This window comes from Nocardiopsis halotolerans DSM 44410 (assembly GCF_000341065.1).
GTDB lineage: Bacteria > Actinomycetota > Actinomycetes > Streptosporangiales > Streptosporangiaceae > Nocardiopsis > Nocardiopsis halotolerans.
Genome location: NZ_ANAX01000047.1, coordinates 1 through 6189 on the forward strand (window position 1 = coordinate 1; position 6189 = coordinate 6189).

Here is a 6189-nt window from a genome sequence, read left to right on the forward strand (position 1 = left end):
TCGTCCAGGTCGTCATCGGTCGCGTGGGCTTCGAACGCGTGCACGTCGCCGTTGGGACGGGGCATGGGACCTCCTGGCCATCACCGAACCGGTCGCGACCATCGCGAACCAGCTAAGACGGTTCTAACAGCCGCCCATACCCGTGCGCAACCAGCTATGGTGGTTCCATGCGCGCTGAGTTCCCTGACTTCCGCCTCGGCAACGTGCTGGCGACCAGCTTCACGGCGACCCTGACGGAGCGCTGCGGCGACGCCGTGGAACGCATCCCCACACCGCACCGGCTCGTCGACTGGCTGGCGGTGAACGGCCTCGCCGTGGACTCCTGCACCACCACCCAGCTCGAACTCGCCCGGGAACTGAGGGAGTCGATCCACGCCGCCGCGACGGCGGCCGCGGTCCAGGACGCCCTCCCCGCGTCCGCCGTCCACGTCATCAACGACCGCAGCACCCAGGGCCGGGCCGCGGCGACCCTGACGCCCGGGGGTGAACGGCGGTGGCGGCTCGGCTCGGCCTCCCGCGTGGAGGACGCCCTCAGCGTGATCGCCGCCGACGCGATCAGCGTCATCGCGGGCGAACGGGACGGAAGACTGGCCCTGTGCGCGTCGCCGACCTGCCGGGCCGCCTTCTTCGACACCAGCCGAAGCCGCACCCGCAGATGGTGCGACATGAACACGTGCGGGAACCGTCAGAAGAAGGCGCGCTTCAACGCCAGGCAGCGCGGGTGAAGCCGACAGTCGATCCCGTCAGGCCGTCGCGGAGGCGTCTCCGTCGCCCGGCGCGCCGCAGCCCGAGAGCAGGTGCATCCAGCTGTCGGTGAGCAGTTCGAGCGCCTGGTCACGGTCCACGTCCCAACCGTGCCGCGTCCAGCGCTGGGCCAGCTGGTCGAGCTGGGAGAGCGCGAGCACGGCACGCGTGTACCTGGTGTCGGGCTCGAAGCGCCCGGCCCGGTCCAGCCCCTCCCTGATGTCGCCCATGGCTTCCTCGAACCACATGTGGACCAACTCGCGCAGCTCGGGGTCGACCGCCGCCGCCTGCGTGGCCGAGATGATGTGGGGACGGACGCCGTCCCACCCGTCCATCGTGTCGCGCAGCCAGGTCCGGATTCCGTCCCTGGAACCGAGCCGGACCGCGGCGACGAGCTCCTCCGACGTCCACCCGCGATCCGGTGACCCGTCGCGCCCGAGCAGCTCGTTGAGCTGCTCGATCAGCGCGCGCATGAGGTCGGTCCGCGAGGAGAAGTACGCGTAGAACGTCGCCCGGGTCGTACCCGCGGCCCTGGCGATGTCATCGACCGTCGTCGCCGCGTACCCCTTCGTCTCGAACAGGCCGAGAGCCGTCGAGAGCAGGAGCCGACGGGTCATCTCCTTCTGTGCGGTACGCAGATTGGCCACGACGGTCGAGCCTATCAGCGGGGTACACGGGCGCCCCCGGGCGTCGGGGCCGGACTCTGGCGGCCGACCGTCCCCCCGTCACACGGACTCCTCCGGCGTCACGCGGGCGTCACGCATCAGGGCGGCGTAGCCGTCCTCCAACGTGGCGGCGACGGGAACGGCGCCCGCGGGAGGGGCGTCGGTGACGACGCGGTAGCGCATGCCGTCGCCGGTGGACGCGGCGTTGGTGACGGAGAGGTCCCCGACGGGCTGCGGACCGCCCGTGTCGACGTGGTAGGTGCGGTCCTCCGCGAAGGCGGTGAGGCCCGGGACCGAACCGTCGTAGACGATCCGGCCCGCCACCAGGACGGCGGCCCGGGAGCAGGTCTGGGCGACGTCGTCCAGGATGTGCGTGGACAGCACCACGGTGCGCCGCCCGCCCAGCCCCGCGAGCAGGGAGCGGAAACGCATGCGCTCCTCCGGGTCCAGGCCCACGGTCGGCTCGTCCACGACCAGCAGGCGGGGATCCCCCATGAGCGCCTGCGCGATGCCCATCCGCCGCTTCATGCCACCGGAGAAGCCGCCCAGGCGCCGCTTGGCGCTGTCGGCCAGGCCGACCCGTTCGAGCAGTTCCTCGGCCCGGGCCCGGCGGGCCCGCCCGTCGTCGATCCCCTTGAGCAGGCCGACGTAGTCGAGGAACTCGCGGGCGCTGAGGTCGGGGTAGGGGTCGAGGTGCTGCGGCAGGTAGCCCAGCATCCGTTTGACCGCGGCGCGCCCGGCCCGGTCACCGAGGTCGTGCCCGCCGACGGTGACGCGCCCCGCCGAGGGCCGCAGGACGCCGGTGAGCAGCCGCATCAGGGTGGTCTTGCCAGCCCCGTTCGGGCCGAGCAGGCCGATCATGCCCCCGCCGAACTCCAGGTCCACCGCGTCCAGTGCCGTGTGCCGACCGAAGTTCCTGGTCAGTCCGTTGACGGTGACGTCCATCGGATCACCTTCTCCGCATCATGATCAGGCGCGCGCAGCCGACCATCAGGGCCGTGCCCAGCAGCACGCACGCGAGGTTCACCAGACCGGTCACCGCGCCGTCGGGGGCGGGGCTGAGCCAGTCGATCTGTCCGCGCCCGGCCCAGGCCGGGGTGGTGCCGAACCACGCCTGGGCCGGGTACTCACCGGAGGGGACCAGGACGGTACCGACCGGGGTGGGGGCCCACAGCAGGGCGTAGTTCCAGCTGATGGCCCAGAACCACAGCGGGATCACCAGGAACCGGGCCAGCGTGACCGGGAGGACCAGGCCCAGCAGCGAGGCCAGCGCCGCCGTCCACGCGCAGGCCGGGAGCACGACGAGCAGGAAGGCCAGCGCCGACCACCCCAGCGCCATGGCGTCTCCCGTGCGCACCGCGATGACCGCGCCCAGAACCGCGACCAGGGCCAGGACGGGGACGAGCGCGACGGCGAGCGCGCCGCCGAGGACGCCGGTGACGCGAACCGTCCCGTTCAGCGGCGCGGTGTCGAGGAGTTCGTCCATCCCGGTGGCCCCGCCGCGGCGCAGCCGGTCGGCCAGCACCACGGCGACGCCCACGGGCACGAGGAGGGCCAGCCCCTCGGCCATCACACCGGCGTTGAGCCGCGCGCTCTCCTGCCCGGTCAGGGGCGCGAGGGCGATGACCAGCCCCAGCAGGGCCACCGGGACCATGCCGATCCACACGGCCCTGGCCCGCGCGGCCATGCGCGCCTCGTAGCGGACGACCGCACCGACCGCCGCGATCCTCGTCATCGTGCCTCCGTACGTCGTCGGGTGTCCCGGGAGAGCCGAGTGGCCCGGGTGACCTGAGAGAGCCAGGTGTCCCCTCCCGCCCCACAGGCCCCGCGCGCGGTCCGTCCTCATCTCGGGGACTCCTTCGCCAGGACCCGGGCGGGGTCGTCGAGGGCCCGCAGCCCGCGCCAGACCAGCAGCGCCCCCGCCACGGCGCAGACCGGCCGGTCCACCGCCGGGGGGACGTGGGCCGCCCAGAGGAGGGCGTAACCCAGCCACACGGCGATCAGCGTTCCCGACGCGGCGGCGACCGAGTCCCACCGCGCCCACGTCCACAGCGCGACCCCGGACAGCGGCGCGGCGGTGCACAGCACGGCCACGGCCGACTCCGCACCCCCGGACGCGACGACGGACACCCCTTCCGTTCCGGACGCGGGGGCGAGCGCGGTGCCTCCCGCGACGGCGCCCGAAACCGCGGCGAGGACCGCCATGATCCCGAGCCGACGCGCCACCAGGACCGGAACGGGCACGGGCGTGGACAGGTGGAGTTCCCATATCCGCTCCCCGCCGAGCATCGCCATGACGCACAGCGCCACGAGACCGGCCAGCGCGGTGCCGGAGACCGGGAACAGGGACGACCGCGCCTCCGGAGGGAACGCGGCCACGGCCGCGCCCGCCGCGACCCCGGCGGCCGGCAGCGCCCAGACGGCGGGGCCGCACCGGCGCGCCTCGTGGCGCAGCAGCGGTGCCGCGGCGGACGCGCTCCGCCCGATCACGCCGCACCTCCCAGCAGGCCGCTCCGGGGACGGGTGACGAGGAAGGCGGCGGCCCCGATCAGCAGCAGCGCCGCCGCCAGGGTCCCGACGTTGGTGGTCCACACGGTCGCGGCCACCCGGAGGAGGCCCCCGGGTACCGGCAGCAGGTCTCCCGCGGTCGCGGCCACCCCGGCCAGCCATCCGCAGCCTCCCAGCACCGCCCCGACCGTCGGGGAGTGCCACACCGACCCGAACGCGGCGAGCGCCGCCGTGAGCAGGGCCGGGCCGAACCACAGCGCGACCAGCCGCACGACACCGGCGTCACCGCCCGGCAGCCACCCGACCACAACGGTGAGCACCGTGGCGGCGACGAGGTCGGCGCCCACGACGAGCGCCAACCTGGCCAGCCACACCGCGACGGGCGGCACCGGCATCGCGTGGAACACCTCGCGCCGGGGGTCGCGGCGCGGCTCGCAGACCGCGAGGGCCCCCATCGTCACCAGGAGGGTGATCCCGGGGCCCAGCAGGACCGGCTCCGCGGCCGGGCCCAGGTTCCAGGCGAGCAGCAGCAGCGCCGCGAAGCCCAGGCCGGTCAGCGGCCACAACGCGCCGGGCACCAGACGGGCCTGGCGCAGCACCAGCGCGACGGTGATCCGCCACGACGCCGCCGCGGTCGGCACGGCCACCGGAACGGGGTCGGGAGCGGGGGCGGTCTCCCCGCGCAGCGCGGGCAGGACCAGCGCGTCGAAGGCCGGAACGGCGGCGTGGAGGTCGGGGGCCTCGGGCACGTCCTCGGCCTCGACCGCGGCGACCGCGTCACGCAGCGCCCGGGCCTCGGCCACCCGGTCACGGCAGTGCGCGCACGCCGCCAGGTGCGCCGCGGTCCCGGCGCCGGGCGTGGCGTCCCCGGTGCGGGCCGCGCGGACCGCGGCGATGACCTGCTCGTCGTCGAGATGTCTCATGTCCCCTCGGTCCCCTCGTCGCGGAGTGAGCGCACCAGGCGTGCGCGTGCGTGCGCCATGCGGCTCTTGACGGTGCCCACGGGCACACCGAGCACCTCGGCGATGTCGCGGTGGGGCAGGCCGTCCACGAACGCGAGCGTGACGACCTCCCTGGACCGCCGGGGCAGGCGGCGGACGGCGGCCATGATCTCCTCGTGGCCGAGGGAGGCCAGCACCTGCCCCTCGACGTCGGCGCGGACGTCGGCGGGTTCGGGCGCCTCGTCGACGTCGACCGTCGTGAGCGCGGCCCGGCGCAGGCGGTCGTGGGCACGTCGCCGGGTGATCCCGAGCAGCCAGGCGCGCACCGACGACTCGCCCCGGTAGCCGCCGGCCGAGCGCCACACCGCCAGCCACGCCTCCTGGAGGATCTCCTCGGCCGTCCCGGGGTCGGAGGTGAGGCGGCGCAACAGGCGCAGCATGTCGGCGGCGTGGCGCTCGTAGAGGCGGCGCAGCGCGTGCTCGTCACCGTCGGCGACGCGGGCGAGCAGGGTGTGGTCCGCGTCCACCCGCACCTCCTTCCTCGCGCTCGTCCGGGTTCGTGGGTGTGGTGGTGGGGCGCCTCGCGTCCCTTCGTGGAGGATCATCACGCCCGCCTCAGAGGAGGTCCAGCAGCGCGAGGAAGCCCTTCTCCAGGTCACCGTCGCGCGCGAGCCCGTCCAGGGTCCCCTGGTAGCGCACGCGCCCCTCGGCGAGGACGCCGATCCGGTCGCAGGTGTGCGCGATCTGGTCGAGGTGGTGGCTGGAGACCAGGACGGTGACGCCGTCGGCCGCGAGGCGGCGCAGCAGGGTCCGCACGTCGCGCATGCCCACCGGGTCCAGGCCGTTGGTGGGTTCGTCCAGCACGAGCAGCCGCGGCCGGGCCAGCAGCGCGATGGCGATGCCCAGCCTCCAGCGCATCCCCAGCGAGTACGTCGACACACGCCGTTCGGCGAACCCGTCCATGCCGACGGTCTCCAGCAGTCCGGGGATTCCCGCCGGGTCGGCGCCGCGCAGCCGGGCGTGCATGCGCAGGTGCTCGACCGCGTCGTAGCGTGACCACAGCCCCGGTTCGGTGACGAGCGCCCCGACCTCGCGCAGGGCGCCGCGCCGGAAGGGGGAGCCGAACAGCTCGAAGGCACCGGAGTCGGGCCGGGCGAGACCGGTGATGATCCTGAGCAGGGTGGTCTTTCCCGCACCGTTGGGCCCGAGGAGGCCGTAGACCTGACCTGCCTCCACGGTCAGGTCGACTCCGGCGAGGGCCTGGTGCCTCCCCAGGCGTTTGGTGAGGCCGCGGACGCGGACGGCGGTGGCCACTACGGCTCCTTCCGGTT

At 74.4% G+C, this 6189-nt stretch carries 8 protein-coding genes; 1 reads left to right on the forward strand and 7 read right to left on the reverse strand.

Annotated features, from left to right (window positions below; translation table 11 throughout):
* Positions 1–167: 167 nt before the first annotated feature.
* Entirely contained in the window at positions 168–725 is a 558-nt protein-coding gene (locus tag D455_RS0103585; protein ID WP_017569400.1) for a CGNR zinc finger domain-containing protein, read from the forward strand.
* An 18-nt stretch (positions 726–743) separates the two neighbouring features.
* Here the strand turns inward: D455_RS0103585 and D455_RS0103590 are convergent, their stop codons facing one another.
* The 7 genes from D455_RS0103590 to D455_RS0103620 form a co-directional block, all read right to left on the reverse strand.
* Complete coding sequence (locus D455_RS0103590) at positions 744–1391, reverse strand: TetR/AcrR family transcriptional regulator (RefSeq protein ID WP_040684383.1); 648 nt, start codon at positions 1389–1391, stop codon at positions 744–746.
* 78 nt (positions 1392–1469) lie between these two features.
* Positions 1470–2354 carry an ABC transporter ATP-binding protein gene (locus tag D455_RS0103595; RefSeq protein ID WP_017569402.1) on the reverse strand — a complete coding sequence of 295 codons (885 nt, stop codon included), beginning with the start codon at positions 2352–2354 and terminating at the stop codon, positions 1470–1472.
* A gap of 4 nt (positions 2355–2358) precedes the next feature.
* On the reverse strand, positions 2359–3144 hold the full coding sequence (locus tag D455_RS29080) for a hypothetical protein (protein WP_017569403.1): 786 nt from the start codon (positions 3142–3144) through the stop codon (positions 2359–2361).
* Between the two features lie 107 nt (positions 3145–3251).
* Positions 3252–3899, reverse strand: a complete 648-nt coding sequence (locus D455_RS0103605; RefSeq protein WP_017569404.1) for a hypothetical protein — start codon at positions 3897–3899, stop codon at positions 3252–3254.
* Positions 3896–4840, reverse strand: coding sequence for a hypothetical protein (locus D455_RS0103610; protein ID WP_017569405.1), 945 nt, complete (start codon positions 4838–4840; stop codon positions 3896–3898). The genes D455_RS0103605 and D455_RS0103610 overlap by 4 nt, the downstream gene beginning before the upstream one ends.
* Positions 4837–5385, reverse strand: coding sequence for an RNA polymerase sigma factor (locus D455_RS0103615; protein ID WP_017569406.1), 549 nt, complete (start codon positions 5383–5385; stop codon positions 4837–4839). The genes D455_RS0103610 and D455_RS0103615 overlap by 4 nt, the downstream gene beginning before the upstream one ends.
* Positions 5386–5473: 88 nt before the next feature.
* The coding region (locus D455_RS0103620) for an ATP-binding cassette domain-containing protein (protein ID WP_040684385.1) at positions 5474–6189 on the reverse strand (716 nt) is incomplete at its 5' end.

Bases quoted from the DNA above. Each gene is read 5' to 3' on its own strand.
- D455_RS0103585 (WP_017569400.1), top strand. From the start codon at position 168: ATGCGCGCTGAGTTCCCTGACTTCCGCCTCGGCAACGTGCTGGCGACC.
- D455_RS0103595 (WP_017569402.1), bottom strand. From the start codon at position 2,354: ATGGACGTCACCGTCAACGGACTGACCAGGAACTTCGGTCGGCACACG.
- D455_RS29080 (WP_017569403.1), bottom strand. From the start codon at position 3,144: ATGACGAGGATCGCGGCGGTCGGTGCGGTCGTCCGCTACGAGGCGCGC.
- D455_RS0103610 (WP_017569405.1), bottom strand. From the start codon at position 4,840: ATGAGACATCTCGACGACGAGCAGGTCATCGCCGCGGTCCGCGCGGCC.